The following is a 14,650-nucleotide window of genomic DNA, read 5'->3' on the forward strand; positions in this document are numbered from 1 at the left end:
GGGGGGGGGTGGTGGGGGGGACCCCCAAGAGCAACCCGGCTGGCGCCGGGCACCGGGCTCCGCCCGGACCCGCGCCTCAATCGCCGGCGAGGCTGGTTTTGCCCCGCCCGGTCCATCCGCGGAGCGGAAGCGAATTGCCCCGGCCCGGTGGGGCTGGCGCCGGGCACCGGGCTCCGCCCGGACCCGCGCCTCAAGCGCCGGCGGGGCTGGGGGTTGCCCCCTCGGGCTCCGCCCGGACCCGCGCCTCAAGCGCCGGCGAGGCTGGTTTTGCCCCCGCCGGGTCCATCCGCGGAGCGGAAGGGAATTGCCCCGGCCCGGTGGGGCTGGCGCCGGGCACCGGGCTCGGCACGAACCCGGGCCTCGGAGCGCCGGAGGGGCTGGGGGTGTGCCGCCCGGTGGGCCGGGGCCGCGGCCGGCCCGGTGGGTTACGGGAGGCGGGGGCGGCCCGGGGTGACGTTGGCGTGGTCGGCGGCCGCCGTGCCGTGCTCCCAGCCGGCCAGGTCCGTCGCGCCGCGCAGGCGGGTGGTGGTCGTGCGGGGGAAGAGTTCCTCGGCGCGCGAGGCCACGGCCACGTCGCGGGCGGCGAGGACCGGCAGCAGCGAGCCGCCGCCCGCCTCCGCGCCGGCCTCCTCGGCGGCGCGGGCGGCCGTCTCCTCCAGCCGGTGCCCGATGCGGCCGGCGTACGCGAGGAAGAAGGACTGCCGGAACGTCTTGGTCCGCTTCCGGCCGCCGGTGCGCTGCGCGTGCTCGGCGCGGGTCATGGCCGCGACCCCCTGCACCAGCAGGGAGGTGTACAGCAGCTCCACCGCCTCCAGGTCCGCCTCGAAGCCGACCACCGTGGAGAACTCGAAGCTGCCGTTCCACACCGCCCGGCAGCGGTTCGCGGTCGCCACCGCGTCCAGCAGCACCGCCTTGGCCTCCTCGTACGGCGGTTCCACGCCGATCCGGCAGGCCCCCGGCAGCTGTGCCGGGGCGCCGCCGCGGGCCGCGAGCAGGGCCTCGTCCACGGTGTGGCGGGCCATCAGCTCCTGGGCCTTGGCGCTGAGCGCCTCCGCCTCTTCCGGGTAGGGCGTGGCCTCCGCCTTGGCCAGCAGGGCACGGATGCGGGCGAGCATCTTGGGGTCCCCGTGCAGGGCGGCGACCGCGGCCGCGGGATCGCCGGGCACGGGGCCGACGGGCTCCAGGGCGGGCAGCCGGACGAGCAGGCGCAGGAGTTCCAGCAGGGCCGTGGCCAGGGTGAAACGGTCCGCCGACTCGCGGCGGGCCAGGGCGGGGGCGTACGTGTCGTCCCCCTGCCACCAGACCTCCGCCCCGCCGAGCGCGGCCAGCTGCGCGTGCCAGCGCTCGGGCAACTGCGTGTACCGGCGGCCCTCCGCGGCGATCAGGTCCACGGCCAGCCGCAGGTGCCGCTCGTCGAGGTCCCGCCGGACCAGGCGGGCGAGGTCCGCGGGCTGCCAGCCGCGCTCCCAGGCCTGGCGTACGAAGCCCTCGCCGCGGCGCAGGAGTTCGCGGCCGGTCTCCGGCCAGGCGGCGGGGTCGGCGGCGAGCAGTGACGCGGCGGTGTCGAGGGCGGTGTCGTCCTGGGTGTGGAGGCCGGCCGCGAAGGCCGCGTCGACGGTGCGCATCCCTCCAGCCTAAGGACCCCTCCCGGGCGGGGGCCCGCCCCCCACCGCCGTCCACAGGGTGTGGACGACGCACCCCCTCCCCGGGGGCTCCGCTCCGCACCCCGGTCCCCAAACGCCGGGCGGGCTGGGGTTTGCCCCGGTCGGCCCGGATGTGCCGCCTCGCGGCCGCCGGAGCGCTCGGCCTGGTTGCGGCCTCGCCCACGGCTGGGCGGCGGTGGGCGGCGGCGGAGCCCTCGGCATGGTTGCGGCCTCGCCCACGCTGGGCGGTGGGCGGCGGCCTCCGTCGTGGTTGCGGCCTCGCCCCCGTGCGGGCCGCGCGCTCCGGGGCGGGCCCCCGGGGGAGGGTTACGCTCGGGCGCGTGAGTTGGCTTCGGGCACTGAAGGGGAGCGCCCGCTCGGCGCTGACCGTGGAGCGGGCCCGCCTCGAACCCCTCCCCGCCGCCCGCGCAGCGACCGGCCTCGCCCTCGTCGTCGGGTTCTCGCTCGCCCTGCTCGGCCCCGGCGCCGCCGCCAGCTCCGCGTTCGGCGCGCTCCAGGCGGCCCTCGCCACCTTCCAGCGCAGCTGGCGCCCCCGCCCCGTGCTCGCCCTGGCCTCCGGACTGACCCTGGCGGCCAGCACGTTCATCGGCTACCTGGTCGGGTCCTCGCACACCGCCGCCTTCCTGGCCCTGGTCGCCGTGTGGACCTTCGCCGCCGGCCTGGCCTGGGCGGCCGGGCCCACCGCCGGGATGATCGCCTCGGGCAACGTGGCGATCATGCTGGTCACGGTCACCCTCCCGACCTCGGTGGCCCAGGCCGCCGGCCATGCCGCGATGATCGCCGCGGGCGGGGTGGTGCAGGCCCTGCTCATCGTCTTCTTCCCGGTCCGCCGCTGGGGCGAGCAGCGCGACGCGCTGGCCGACGCCCTCGCCGCCGAGGCCGACTTCGCCCGCCGGCTGCGCGAGGACCCGCGGGCCGCCTTCGACCCGCAGCCGCTGATGACCGCCCGGGACGCCGCCACCGTCACCCCGCGCCAGGCCCGCCGCCGCCCGCTGGAGCTGCACGGTGCCCGCGGGCTGGCCGAGCGGATCCGCCCGGTGCTCGCCCTGCTGGCCGACCCCGCGGTGGGGGTGCCCGCAGCCGGCCCGGCCCGGGACCGGGTCCGCGAGCTGCTCGGCGCCGCCGGGACCGTGCTCGACACCGCCGCGCACGCGATCCGGCACGGGGAGCCCGTACGGCTGCCGGGTCCGGCCCTCGCCGTCCTCCGCTCCCCGGACACCCCCGAGCTGCTGCCCGCCCCCGCCCACCGGGCCGCCGCCCGGCTCGCCGCGCTCCTGGACGACGTACTGGAGACCGCGGCCCCCGGCTCCGGCCGCACCGCCAGCCCGGACGAGTCGATCCTGCGGCCCACCCTGCCCCGGCTGGTGCCCCTGGTCCTCACGGCGGTACGGGCCCAGCTGCGGCCGGACTCGCCGGTGCTGCGGCACGCCGTGCGGCTGTCGGCGGTGGCCACGGCGGGCCTGCTCATCGGCCGCAGCCTGCCGTTCGGGCACGCCTACTGGGCGCCGATGGCCTCCGTCATGGTGATGCGCCCCGACTTCACCCAGACCTACTCCCGGGCGGTCGCCCGCTTCGGCGGCACCCTGGTCGGGGTGGCCGTCGCCACCGGCATCGTGCAGCTGCTGCACCCGGGCCGGTACCTGTCCGGGGTGCTCGCCGTGCTCAGCGCGGGCCTGCTGTACGCGCTGCTGCGCACCGGCGGGTACGCCGTCTCCCAGGTCTTCGTCTCCGCGTACGTGGTCTTCCTGCTGGGCATGGGCGGCACCCGCTGGGACCAGACGGTGCCCGACCGGGTCGCCCTGACCCTCCTCGGCGGACTGCTCGCGATGCTCGGGTACGCCCTCTACCCCGCCTGGGAGACCCCGCGGCTGCGCACCCGGCTCGCGGACTGGACGGCGGCGGGCGGCCGGTACGCGGCCGCCGTGCTGCGCCAGTACGCCCTGCCGCCGGGGGAGGTCCGCCGGGCCGAGGTGCGCGAGGCCCTGCTCGCCCTGCGGGACCGCCGGGCCGCCTGGCAGGAGGCGGAGGCACGGGCCGAGGGGGAGCCGGTGCGCCACCGCGGGCTGTCCCGGTCGGCCGCCGGGGCGGCGGCCGAGGCGGTGGCCCTGCTGGGCCGCAACGCGATGGTGCTGGAGGCGCACCTCGGGGACCGCGGCCGGGAGCCGGTGCCGGGCGCGGACCGCCTGGCCGACGCCCTCGCGGCGGCCACCGCCCGGGCCGCGAAGGAGATCCGCGAGCGCCGGGTGCCGGACTGGGCCCCGGTGCGCGAGGCGCTGGACGGCTGCGCGGCCCCCGAGGGCGGCGCGGCGCCGGGCGGCGGCGGGGCCCCGGGGGCGGAGGTGTTCCTCGGCGGCGCCCGCCGGCTGGTCGAGGACCTGGAGGAACTCTCGGCGGCCCTGCGGGACTGACCATCGCGGCTCCGATCCGGTAACGGGCCGGACACCCCGCGTGCACGTGCATCTGCCCATGCAGCCGCATATGAACACAGCTATGATCCGGAGGAGTTGACATCTGCACAACGGGGGCAAACTGTGGACCACGCGTACAACGGCATGGCAGCCACAGAACTCGACGGGGTGCTGTGGCAGAAGAGCAGGCACAGCAACTCGCAGGGCTCCTGCGTCGAGTTCGCGAAACTGCCCGGAGGTGACGTCGCGGTGCGCAATTCGCGGTTTCCCGACGGGCCCGCGCTGGTGTACACGCCGGCGGAGATAGAAGCACTGCTGCTCGGGGTCAAGGACGGCGAGTTCGACCACCTCATCGCACCCTGATCCCCCGACCGGACATGCGCAGGAGCGCCCGGCCGCCGGCCGGGCGCTCGCCCTTTTCTCCCCGTGTTCCCCTGTTCTCCCGGCCCCGGGCTTCCCCCGGCGGGCCGCTCGGGCCTCAGTCCTGGAGCAGGAACAGCGCCCACACGACCTTGCCGGTGAGGCGCCCCGCCAGCGGGTGCCAGCCCCAGCCGTCGCTGTACGAGTCCACCAGGAACAGCCCGCGCCCGGACTCCAGGTCGAAGTTGTCCTCGGTCCGCTCGGGCGAGAACGGCTCCCCGGCAGCGGCCGGGCAGTCCTCGCTGGGATCCCGTACCGCGCACACCAGCCGGGTGCTCCACCGCATCAGGTGCAGCCGTACGGGCGAGTCGTGCTCACCGTCGCGCGGGCTGTCCGGAAGGGCGTGCCGCAGGGCGTTGGTGACGAGCTCGGAGACCACGAGGGAGACGTCGTCGAAGCGGTCGTCCAGGCCCCACTGGCAGAGCGTCGCCCGGGTGAAGGAACGGGCGCCGCGTACGGCCTCGAACCGGGCCGGCAGGGCGCACGACGCGGACCCGGAGACGGCCGTGGGGTCGACCGGGGGCAGCCCCTGCCGTAAAGGCTCGAGCATGGTCGATCCATTCGTCCCCATGCGAGGCACTCCCGGAAGTCGCGGACGGAGCGGTACTGCGGGGCGGGCCCTGTGCGCATGCGCGGATTGCACGCAGCTGCGCGGGCACCATGGTTCCGAATGCGTAGGGCAGATGCAAGGGCAGATGCACGTGCACGCGCCGGACCTGTCCGTTCCCGTGACGGTTCTTGCTCATTTCTTCCTACGCATACTTACGGACTTCTTTTCCGGGATCCACGATTCCGTTACAGAACGAGTACGGGCGGATGCGTTTTGGTGGCAGACTTCGGGACCCGGGGCACGGGGGCCCGAGACCTGAAGACAGACGACACACCGCGATGGGGAGGGTTGGAGAAGTGACCGCAACCGAGTCCAATGGCTCAGTGGTGCGGCGCATCCTCCTGGGGTCTCAGCTCAGGCGACTGCGTGAATCCCGTGGGATCACCCGCGAGGCGGCCGGCTACTCGATCCGCGCGTCCGAATCGAAGATCAGCCGCTTGGAGTTGGGCAGGGTGAGCTTCAAGGCCAGAGACGTCGAGGATCTGCTGACCCTCTACGGAGTGACCGACGGCGCCGAGCGCGAGTCCCTCCTCGGCCTCGTCCGCGAGGCCAACGCGGCGGGCTGGTGGCACAGTTACGGAGACGTGCTGCCCGGGTGGTTCCAGACGTACATCGGTCTTGAGGGCGCCGCCTCCCTCATCCGCATCTACGAGGTCCAGTTCGTCCACGGCCTGCTCCAGACCGAGGCGTACGCGCACGCCGTCGTGAGCCGCGGCATGCCCGGGGCGGCCCCCGCCGAGATCGACCGCCGGGTCGCGCTGCGGCTGGAGCGCCAGAAGGTGCTCGTCGCCGAGAACGCCCCCGTCTTCCACGCCGTGCTGGACGAGGCCGCGCTGCGCCGCCCGTACGGGGACCGCGCCGTGATGCGGGGTCAGCTGGAGCACCTCATCGAGTTCTCGCAGCGCCCGAACGTGCGCCTCCAGGTCATGCCGTTCAGCTTCGGCGGGCACGCCGGCGAGAGCGGGGCCTTCACCCTGCTGCGGTTCCCGGAGTCCGACCTCCAGGACATCGTGTACCTCGAACAGCTCACGAGCGCCCTGTACCTCGACAAGGACGAGGAGGTCGCGCAGTACGAACGGGCCATGGAGCGCCTCCAGGCGGACTGCCCGAACCCGGACGAGACCCGGGATCTTCTCCGCGGTCTGCTCCAACTCTCCTGAACCACACGTAGGATGACGGCCATTCAGGGTTGTCGGCGTCATCGGGGTCCGGCGGGCGCAACGGTGCGCGCGCCGCTCGCAGTAAGGGATGGCATGTCCATATTCACCGAGCTGGCTCACCAGTACATAGACGGCGAATGGCTGGCCGGCACCGGCTCGTGGGACATCATCGACGTCAACCCCTACAACGGGGAGAAGCTCGCCGCCATCACCGTGGCCACCGTGGAGCAGGTGGACCAGGCCTACCGCGCCGCCGAGCGCGCGCAGCGGGACTGGGCCGAGACCAGCCCGTACGCCAGACGGCGGGTGCTGGAGGGCGTGCTGCGGCTGACCGCCGAGCGCGAGGCCGAGATCGTCGAGGCGATGATCGAGGAGCTGGGCGGCACCCGGACCAAGGCCGCGTACGAGATCCAGATGGCCCAGGAGTTCCTGCGCGAGGCCGTGCAGCTGGCCGTCCGGCCCGAGGGCAGGATCCTTCCTTCACCGGTGGCGGGCAAGGAGAACCGGGTCCACCGGCTCCCCGTCGGGGTGGTCTCCGTCATCAGCCCCTTCAACTTCCCCTTCCTGGTCACCCTGAAGTCCGTGGCCCCGGCGCTCGCCCTCGGCAACGCCGTCGTCATCAAGCCGAACCAGAACGCGCCCGTGGTCGGCGGCGGGGTCATCGCCAAGCTGTTCGAGGACGCGGGACTGCCCGCCGGCCTGCTGAACGTGCTGGTCACCGACATCGCCGAGATCGGCGACGCGCTGCTGACCCACCCCGTGCCCAAGGTGATCTCCTTCGCCGGCTCCGACCGGGTCGGCCGGCACGTGGGTGCGGTCGCCGCCCGCCACTTCAAGCGGACCGTCCTGGAGCTCAGCGGCAACAGCGCCCTGGTGGTCCTGGACGACGCGGACCTCGACTACGCCGTGGACGCGGCGGTGTTCAGCCGGTTCGTGTACCAGGGGCAGGTCTGCATGGCCGCCAACCGGATCCTGGTGGACCGCTCCATCGCCGACGAGTTCACCGCCCGGTTCACCGCCAAGGTGAAGGGCCTCAAGACCGGCGACCCGCGCGAGGCCGACACCCAGATCGGCCCGCTCATCAACTCCTTCCAGGCCGACGCCCTCACGGCGCTCGTGGACCGGGCGATCGAGGACGGGGCCACCGTCCTGGTCCGGGGCAGCACCCGCGGCAACCTGGTCGAGCCCACCGTCCTCACCGGCATCGCCGAGGACTCCCCGCTGCTGGGCCAGGAGATCTTCGGCCCGGTGGCCCTGCTGGTCCCCTTCGACGGGGAGGAGGACGGCGTACGGCTGGCCAACGCGACCCCGTACGGGCTCAGCGGCGCGGTCCACACCCGGGACGTGGAGCGCGGCATCCGCTTCGCCCAGCGGATCGAGACGGGGATGATCCACGTGAACGACTCCACGATCGGGGACGAGCCGCTGGCCGCCTTCGGGGGCGAGAAGGCCTCCGGGCTGGGCCGGCTGAACGGCAGCGCGACCGTCGAGGCCTTCACCACCCAGAAGTGGATCTCGGTGCAGCACGGCCGCAGCGTCTTCCCGTTCTGATTCCGGCCGCGTCGCGACTCGGGTGGTGTCCCCTCCCCATTGAGGACAGAAGCTGACCGCATCCCTTCCTAGTGTGTTCCTTGTCAGCAGGACGGCAGTACGAGGCACACACCGGAGGCGGTCACCATGGTCACCCACGTTCCCGCGGAGCAGTACGGCGACGAGCGCGGCGCGCTCCTGGCCTTCGCCGAGGCCCAGCGCGGCGCCCTGCGGCGCTCGGTGCTCGGCCTGACCGAGGAGCAGGCCGCGAGCCGCCCCAGCGCCAGCGAGCTCTCGCTGTCCGGGCTGCTCAAGCACGTGGCCGAGACCGAGCTGAACTGGCTGCGGATGGCGCAGCAGCAGCCGAACGAGCGGGCCCGCACCGAGGAGACCTGGGGGGAGGGCTTCCGCCTCGCGGCGGGCGAGTCGGTGCCCGAGGTGCTCGCCTTCTGGGACGGGGTCGCGGCGCAGACCGAGGAGTTCGTCCGCTCGGCCCCCAGCCTCGATGCCACCTTCCCGCTGCCCGAGGCCCCCTGGTTCCCGAAGGAGGGCAAGGTCTCGGTGCGCTGGCTGGTGCTGCACCTGGTGGAGGAGTTCGCCCGGCACGCCGGGCACGCGGACATCATCCGCGAGTCCCTCGACGGCAAGACCGCCTTCGAGCTGGTCGCGGCGCAGGCGGCGGCCGGCCCCGGCGCATAGGACTTGCACCTCACGCGACGTGAGGACCCACAGTGGAGCGCGTACCGAGAAGGAAGGGGCGCAAGTGAGCTACTCCGTGGGACAGGTCGCCGGTTTCGCAGGCGTGACGGTGCGGACCCTGCACCACTACGACGAGATCGGCCTGCTCTCTCCGGGCGGGCGCAGCGGTGCGGGCCACCGGCGCTACGAGGAGGCCGATCTCGACCGGCTGCAGCAGATCCTGTTCTACCGGGAGCTCGGCTTCCCCCTCGACGAGGTGGCGGCCCTGCTGGACGACCCGGACACCGACCCGCAGGAGCACCTGCGCAGGCAGCACGTGCTCCTGTCGGGCCGGATCCGGCGGCTCCAGGAGATGGCCGCCGCCGTGGAGCGCGCGATGGAGGCACGCAAGATGAGCATCGACCTCACCCCCGAGGAGCGGTTCGAGGTCTTCGGGGAGCACGACCCGGAGCAGTACGAGGAGGAGGTCCGGGAGCGCTGGGGCGACACCGAGGCCTACCGGGAGTCGGCCCGCCGGTCCGCGTCCTACACGAAGGAGGACTGGCTGCGGATCAAGGCCGAGGGGGAGGAGAACACCCGGCGGATGGCCGCGCTGATGGCGTCCGGGGCCGCCCCGGAGTCGGCCGGGGCGATGGACCTCGCCGAGGAGCACCGGCAGATGATCACCCGGAACCACTACACCTGCACGTACGAGATCCACCGCGGGCTCGCGGAGATGTACGTGGCGGACCCGCGGTTCACGGAGAACATCGACAAGGCCGGGGCGGGGCTCGCGGCCTACATGCGGCGGGCGATCCTGGCCAACGCGGCGCGCCACGATCGGTAAAAGCATGGCAAAGTTACCCCTGCCCGGTACTGGAACCGGGCGGGGGTGGCGTGCGTTGATAATTGAAGACGGAGCCAGCCGCCCCGCATCGCCGCGACGACCATGCCAGGAGCCCGGAAACCGTGTACACGACGCTTGCGCTCGGCCCCCATTGGCTGACTCCGGACTACCTGATCTCGGAATACGGCCTGATCGGCATCCTGGTCATCATCTTCGCGGAGTCGGGCCTCTTCGCCTTCCTCCCCGGTGACTCGCTGCTGTTCACGGCCGGCCTGCTGGTGGCCAACGGCGAGTACATCAAGCAGCCGCTGTGGCTCGTGTGCACCCTGATCGTGGCCGCCGCCGTCATCGGCGACCAGGTCGGGTACATGATCGGCAAGTTCTTCGGTCCCAAGCTCTTCAACCGGCCCAACTCGAAGGTCTTCAAGCGGGAGAACCTCGACAAGGCCCACGAGTTCGTGGAGAAGTACGGGCCGAAGGCGATCGTCCTGGCCCGCTTCGTGCCGATCGTGCGCACCTTCGCGCCGATCATCGCGGGCGCCGGCACGATGAAGTACCGCACCTTCCTCACGTACAACCTCATCGGCGGCATCGGCTGGGGCGCCGGAGTCACCGTGGCCGGCTACTGGCTGGGCCAGATCGACCTGATCAAGAACAACATCGAGGCCATCCTCGTCCTCATCGTCCTGATCTCCGTCATCCCGGTGGTCTTCGAGGTCCTCAAGGCCCGCAAGGAGTCCCGCACCGCCGCCGCCGTCGCGGACGGCTCCGGTGCCGCGGCCCCGGCCCCCTCCCAGCGCGGCCGCCACGCCAAGCGCTGACCCCGTTCCGCCGGATCCGACGCGCACGGAAGCCGGTCCGCCCACCTTCCGGGCGGACCGGCTTCCGCGTTCCCGGGGATGCGCCGGAACGCTAGAAGCCGCGGGTGCGCTTGGCCGCGCGGCGCTTGGCCGCCCCCGGCACCCGGAGGAACAGCCGGGAGACCTCGGACCCCAGGTTCACCCCGATCGCGATGGCCAGGGCCAGCGCCACCGCGTTGGTGAGCGAGCCCAGCCCCTTGTTCAGCTGGTTCTCGGCGATCGACAGCAGCCCGTAGTACGTGGCCGAACCGGGCAGCAGCGGGCCGATCGCGGCGGTGACGTACGGCAGTGCCGAGGTGTGCCGGTAGCGCGAGAACAGCTGGCCGAACAGGCCCACCACCCCGGCGGCGACCGCGGTGGACGGCACCGGCGGGATCCCGCCCGCGTAGTACATCGCCCCGAAGATCACCCAGGCCACCCCGCCGTTCAGGGTCACCACCAGCACCGTGGAGCGCTCCTGCTGGAGCAGCACGGCGAAGGTCAGGACCAGCACCATCGAGGCCGCGATCTGCACGAGCGGCCGCTCGGTGATCTGCAGGACGCTCTCCGGGTCCAGCGGCGGACCGAGCTGGAGCCCCAGGTAGAGCACCACCAGCACCCCGACGATGATGCCGATGAAGAGGTACATCACCTCCAGCAGCCGGGCCGCCGCGGTGATGTAGTAGCCGGTCAGACCGTCCTGCACGGCCGCGACCAGGGCCCGCCCCGGCAGCAGCGCGAACAGCCCGCCGGTGATCACCGCGGAGGCCCGCACGTCGGCGTGCATCAACGCGAGGGCCACCCCGATCGCGGCCGGGGGCATCGCGGCCGCCGTGAACTGGTAGAACTCCGGCAGCCCGCGCCCCGCGCACAGCCAGGCCAGCCGGTCCCCGAGGATCGCCCCCAGGGCGGCCGCGAAGAAGACCAGCACCCCGCCGCCGACCAGGGTCGAGGCCGCGCCCGCCAGCAGACCGGCGGCGGCCGTGAGCACCCACGTCGGGTACGGGTGGCGGTTGCGGCGGATCTCGGCGAGCCGCCGGTACGCCTCCTCCAGCGAGGTCCCCGAGTCCACCGCGCAGATGTCGTCGACCAGCCGGAAGACGGCCGCCAGGCGGTTGTAGTCGGTGCCCCGGCGGCGCACCGTGCGACTGGCCGTGACCGGGTTGGCGACCAGCGAGGGCTGGTGCGTGATCGACAGCATGGTGAAGGTGACCGTGGGCTCGCAGCGGTCGAGCCCGTAGCTGCGGCTGACGGCGAACATCGCCGCCTCCACGTCCTCCGACCCCTCGCCCCCCGACAGCAGCAGCTCCCCGATGCGCAGGGTCAGGTCGAGCACGCGGCCGACCGGCGGCCCGCCCTCCTCCGGCTTCGCCGCCTCGGGCACCGGCCGCTCGCCGACCGGCATCCGGAGCATGGTCCGCATCCGGTCCTGCCACGGGGACTCGGCCATCGGCGAGACGGGGAAACCGTGTCCGGGCACGTACGCCGGCGGGGAGTGCTGGGCGCTGTACGTGCTCGGCTGGGCGAAAGCGGAACCCTCGGGATGGTCGGCGGGCAAGGCGGCCAGGCCACCCGGAACGGTGAATTCCGAGGTCGGCTGGTCCTCCTCGGGAGGTCCGCCCGAATCCACCCCGGGCGGGGTCGCGAACGCGCTCCGCGCCTCGTCCGACCGCGGCTTGCGGTCCTCTGCCCCCTCGGACTCCGCCACGCGCACTCCATCTGTCCAGGCCCGTGATCACAGTATGCGGAATCGTTTCGCCGCACGGACACCCGGATACCCCCGGACGCCCGGCAGGACGCACCGCGGACCCGTGCCGGCCCCCGGCCCACTGCCGGACACGCCGACGGGCGGCACCCCCGGAGGGATGCCGCCCGTCGAAGCGGAACCGCGGGCCGGCCGTCGCGGACGGCCGGAGGGGCTCAGTGGCCGCCCTGCTCCTGCAGACGCTTGAAGGAGCGCTCGATCTCGGCCTCGGCCTCGGCGCGGCCGACCCAGTTGGCGCCCTCGACCGACTTGCCCGGCTCCAGGTCCTTGTAGACCTCGAAGAAGTGCTGGATCTCCAGGCGGTCGAACTCCGAGATGTGGTGGATGTCGCGCAGGTGCTCCACGCGCGGGTCGGAGGCCGGCACGCACAGCAGCTTGTCGTCGCCGCCCGCCTCGTCCGTCATGCGGAACATGCCGATGGCGCGGCACTTGATCAGGCAGCCCGGGAAGGTGGGCTCGTCCAGGATGACCAGCGCGTCCAGCGGGTCGCCGTCCTCGCCGAGGGTGTTCTCGACGAAGCCGTAGTCGGTCGGGTAGCTGGTCGAGGTGAAGAGGCGACGGTCCAGGCGGATCCGGCCGGTCTCGTGGTCCACCTCGTACTTGTTCCGCGAACCCTTGGGGATCTCGATGGTGACGTCGAACTCCACGTCCTGCTCCTCCATGTCCTGCTGGCTACATGCTTCGAGTGATAGCGCGTCCGGCCCAGCCCTGCCGGGTGGGGTGCCATGCTCGCGGCAAGACGCAGTGGTTAAGTGTCCCTCACGCAGTCGTGTGATCGCGAAAGGGGCTGGTCCGAGGTGCCGATGGTCAGAACGTGGCAGCTCGCCGCGGGTTCGGCCGCCGTTGGCCTGACCCTGGCGATCGGGGCGGTGGCCGCCTCCGGTCCCTGGGACTCCGGCCAGCGTAAGGCCGAGCGGGACCGGGCCGCCTCCCGGAGCCTCATGGGTGGCACAGATCACGGCGGGCGGGTCCCCGGGCGGCCCCAGGCCGGCCCGGCGCCCGCCCCCAGCGCCCCCGGGGTGCTCCCCGCGCTCTCCCCGGCCGCGGCGCCCGCGGACGGCGGCCTGCCCGCCGCCCTCGCCCCGCTGCTGGCCGACCCGGCCCTCGGCCGCCTCCGGTCGGCGTCGGTGGTCGACGTGGCCACCGGCAGGGTCCTGTTCGCCGCCGACCCCGCCCGGCCCCAGACCCCGGCCTCCACGGTCAAGATCGCCACGGCCGCCGCCGTGCTGGCGGCCCGCGGGCCCGAGTACCGCATCGAGACCCGGGTGCTCGCCGACCCCGGCGGCCGGCGCATCGTGCTGGCCGGCGGCGGCGACCCGACCCTGACCGCACGCAAGGACCGGCCCGGCGCCGCGAGCCTGGTCGCGCTCGCGGACGACACGGCGGCCGTGCTGAAGGCGCGGGCGGGGGGCGCGGGTGCGGGCGCGGCCGCCGGGGGCCGTCCTGGGGCCGGTCCCGGGGCGGGGGCCGGACGGGCCGCTCCGGGCGGTGCTCCTGCGGCCGCAGCCGCGCCCGCTCCCGCGCCCGCTCCCGTGGTCACGCTCGCCTACGACGAGTCGCTCTACACCGGACCGGTCCGGCACCCCATCGGCCCCAACGGCAACCTGGCCCCCGTCACCCCCCTCATGGCCGACGAGGGCCGCCTCGACAGCGCCTCCTCCGGGGACCACGAGCGCAGCGGGACCCCGGCCGCGGACGCCGCCCGCACCTTCGCCGGGCTGCTGCGCGAGCGGGGCGTCACCGTCCGCGGCGAACCGGCCCCCGGGCGGGCCGCCGCCGATGCCGCCGCGCTGGCCCGGACCCGGTCCGCGCCCCTGTCCGCGCTCGTCGAGCGGATGCTCACCCACAGCGACAACGACCTCGCCGAGGCGCTGGCCCGCCAGACCGCGCTGGCCGACGGCCGGCCCGCCTCCTTCGAGGGCGCCGAGCAGGCCGTGACCGCGCGGCTGCGGGGCCTGGGGGTGGACCTGCGGGGGGCGCGCTTCGCCGACGGCAGCGGGCTGTCCCGGGCCGACCGGGTCAGTGCCGGGCTGCTGACCTCGCTGCTGGTGCGTGCCGCGGATCCGGCGCGGCCGGAGTTGCGGCCGGTCCTGACCGGGCTGCCCGTTGCGGGCTTCACGGGGACGCTGAGCGGGCGCAACACGGAAGGGGATGCGCCGGGGCTGGTGCGGGCCAAGACCGGCACCCTGACCGGGGTGAACTCCCTGGCCGGTACGGCCGTCAGCCCTGGCGGGCGGCTCCTCGCCTTCGCCTTCCTCGCCGCCGACGGCACCGACCGCGACGCGGCCCCCGCCGCCCTGGACCGCCTCGCCGCCACCCTGACCACCCCCCACCCCTGACCCTGCGGGCCGGCCCGCCCCCCTCGTGACCCAGGCCCGCCGACCCCACCCTCGACCCTGCGGGCCAAGCCCACCCCAGCCTCGCCGGGGTTCCACCCCAAGCCCCGCCGGCGCTTGAGGCGCGGGGGCCCGGGGGCAGAGCCCCCAACCCAGCCTCGCCGGCGTTTGTGGCGTGGGGGCCGGGGCGGAGCCCCCACTCCTGCCTGGCTGGGGTTTGTCTCGGGGCCGGGCGCAGAGCCCCCACTCAAGCCTCGCCGGCGTTTGAGGCGCGGGGGTGCGGGGGCGGAGCCCCCGAAGGGCCCGGGCTGTGACCCTGCGGGGCTTTCCCCTACCCGCCCCTTCCCGAACTGGGGCTCCGCCCCAGACCCCAGAGACCCAAAAAACGTAGTG

The 14,650-nt window shown here is 74.1% G+C and carries 12 protein-coding genes; 8 read left to right on the top strand and 4 right to left on the bottom strand.

Annotation, left to right across the window (positions count from 1 at the left end):
* Positions 1–425: 425 nt before the first annotated feature.
* On the bottom strand, positions 426–1,625 hold the full coding sequence (locus ACZ407_RS31290) for a DUF2786 domain-containing protein (RefSeq protein ID WP_468134230.1): 1,200 nt from the start codon (positions 1,623–1,625) through the stop codon (positions 426–428).
* Positions 1,626–1,984: 359 nt separating this feature from the next.
* Here ACZ407_RS31290 and ACZ407_RS31295 point away from each other — a divergent pair, with 359 nt between their 5' ends.
* Positions 1,985–4,072: an FUSC family protein gene (locus tag ACZ407_RS31295; RefSeq protein WP_468134232.1), complete on the top strand. Its 2,088-nt coding sequence runs from the start codon at positions 1,985–1,987 to the stop codon at positions 4,070–4,072.
* A gap of 123 nt (positions 4,073–4,195) precedes the next feature.
* Entirely contained in the window at positions 4,196–4,435 is a 240-nt protein-coding gene (locus tag ACZ407_RS31300; RefSeq protein WP_468134234.1) for a DUF397 domain-containing protein, read from the top strand.
* 115 nt (positions 4,436–4,550) lie between these two features.
* Here the strand turns inward: ACZ407_RS31300 and ACZ407_RS31305 are convergent, their stop codons facing one another.
* The gene (locus tag ACZ407_RS31305; protein ID WP_468134236.1) at positions 4,551–5,063 is read right to left on the bottom strand and encodes an ATP-binding protein; all 513 of its coding nucleotides are present in this window, start codon (positions 5,061–5,063) and stop codon (positions 4,551–4,553) included.
* Positions 5,064–5,398: 335 nt separating this feature from the next.
* On the opposite strand from ACZ407_RS31305, the gene ACZ407_RS31310 reads away from it, so the two are divergent.
* The 5 genes from ACZ407_RS31310 to ACZ407_RS31330 all read left to right on the top strand — a co-directional run bounded on the left by ACZ407_RS31310 (position 5,399) and on the right by ACZ407_RS31330 (position 10,138).
* Positions 5,399–6,262 carry a helix-turn-helix domain-containing protein gene (locus tag ACZ407_RS31310; RefSeq protein WP_468134238.1) on the top strand — a complete coding sequence of 288 codons (864 nt, stop codon included), beginning with the start codon at positions 5,399–5,401 and terminating at the stop codon, positions 6,260–6,262.
* Between the two features lie 93 nt (positions 6,263–6,355).
* Positions 6,356–7,813, top strand: coding sequence for an aldehyde dehydrogenase family protein (locus ACZ407_RS31315; RefSeq protein ID WP_468134240.1), 1,458 nt, complete (start codon positions 6,356–6,358; stop codon positions 7,811–7,813).
* 126 nt (positions 7,814–7,939) lie between these two features.
* Positions 7,940–8,491, top strand: a complete 552-nt coding sequence (locus ACZ407_RS31320; RefSeq protein ID WP_468134242.1) for a DinB family protein — start codon at positions 7,940–7,942, stop codon at positions 8,489–8,491.
* A gap of 64 nt (positions 8,492–8,555) precedes the next feature.
* Positions 8,556–9,317 (top strand): MerR family transcriptional regulator, encoded by a 762-nt coding sequence (locus ACZ407_RS31325; RefSeq protein ID WP_468134244.1) that lies wholly within the window; start codon positions 8,556–8,558, stop codon positions 9,315–9,317.
* Between the two features lie 122 nt (positions 9,318–9,439).
* Entirely contained in the window at positions 9,440–10,138 is a 699-nt protein-coding gene (locus ACZ407_RS31330; protein ID WP_468134246.1) for a VTT domain-containing protein, read from the top strand.
* Positions 10,139–10,229: 91 nt separating this feature from the next.
* Here the strand turns inward: ACZ407_RS31330 and ACZ407_RS31335 are convergent, their stop codons facing one another.
* Both ACZ407_RS31335 and ACZ407_RS31340 read right to left on the bottom strand, forming a co-directional pair.
* Positions 10,230–11,870 carry a threonine/serine exporter family protein gene (locus tag ACZ407_RS31335; RefSeq protein WP_468134248.1) on the bottom strand — a complete coding sequence of 547 codons (1,641 nt, stop codon included), beginning with the start codon at positions 11,868–11,870 and terminating at the stop codon, positions 10,230–10,232.
* A gap of 206 nt (positions 11,871–12,076) precedes the next feature.
* Positions 12,077–12,568, bottom strand: coding sequence for an inorganic diphosphatase (locus tag ACZ407_RS31340; protein ID WP_114058390.1), 492 nt, complete (start codon positions 12,566–12,568; stop codon positions 12,077–12,079).
* Positions 12,569–12,724: 156 nt separating this feature from the next.
* On the opposite strand from ACZ407_RS31340, the gene dacB reads away from it, so the two are divergent.
* Positions 12,725–14,260 (top strand): D-alanyl-D-alanine carboxypeptidase/D-alanyl-D-alanine endopeptidase, encoded by a 1,536-nt coding sequence (gene dacB / locus ACZ407_RS31345; RefSeq protein ID WP_468134364.1) that lies wholly within the window; start codon positions 12,725–12,727, stop codon positions 14,258–14,260.
* The last annotated feature ends 390 nt before the right edge of the window (positions 14,261–14,650 follow it).

This window comes from Streptomyces sp. NPDC030809 (genome assembly GCF_055572195.1).